We start from the raw sequence: 400 nt of genomic DNA on the forward strand, positions 1-400 counted from the left end.
GCTGACACCGGCCGCGGCGGATGTGCCAGCGTGGACGGGGTGCAAGCCGCCCAAGACGCCCTCACGCCGTTCCTGCACAGCGAGATCCCCTATCCGGAGAAGGCGCTCCGCACCATCGGGGTCTACGTACTGATCCTCCTGCTGCTCCGCATCGTCGGCAAGCGCCAGCTCGCACAACTCAACACGTTCGACCTGGTGGTCATGCTGCTGCTGGCCAACGTGGTGCAGAACGCCGTGATCGGCCCGGACAACTCGGTCCTCGGGGCGGCCTTCGGGGCAGCCGTACTGCTGGCGGTCAACAACGTGGTCGTCCGGGCGGCCGCCCGCTACGAATGGCTGGGGCGCCTCCTGGAGGCCCCCCCCACCACCCTGGCCCGCGACGGACACTGGCTCACCCCGG

1 pseudogene is annotated in these 400 nt (G+C 69.8%); it reads left to right on the forward strand.

The features are described 5' to 3' along the window. Positions 1–39 precede the first annotated feature (39 nt). Positions 40–400 (forward strand): annotated as a pseudogene (locus G3I78_RS50115) (hypothetical protein); the annotation flags it as partial.

It is taken from the genome of Streptomyces sp. SID13726 (genome assembly GCF_010548375.1).
Lineage (GTDB): Bacteria > Actinomycetota > Actinomycetes > Streptomycetales > Streptomycetaceae > Streptomyces.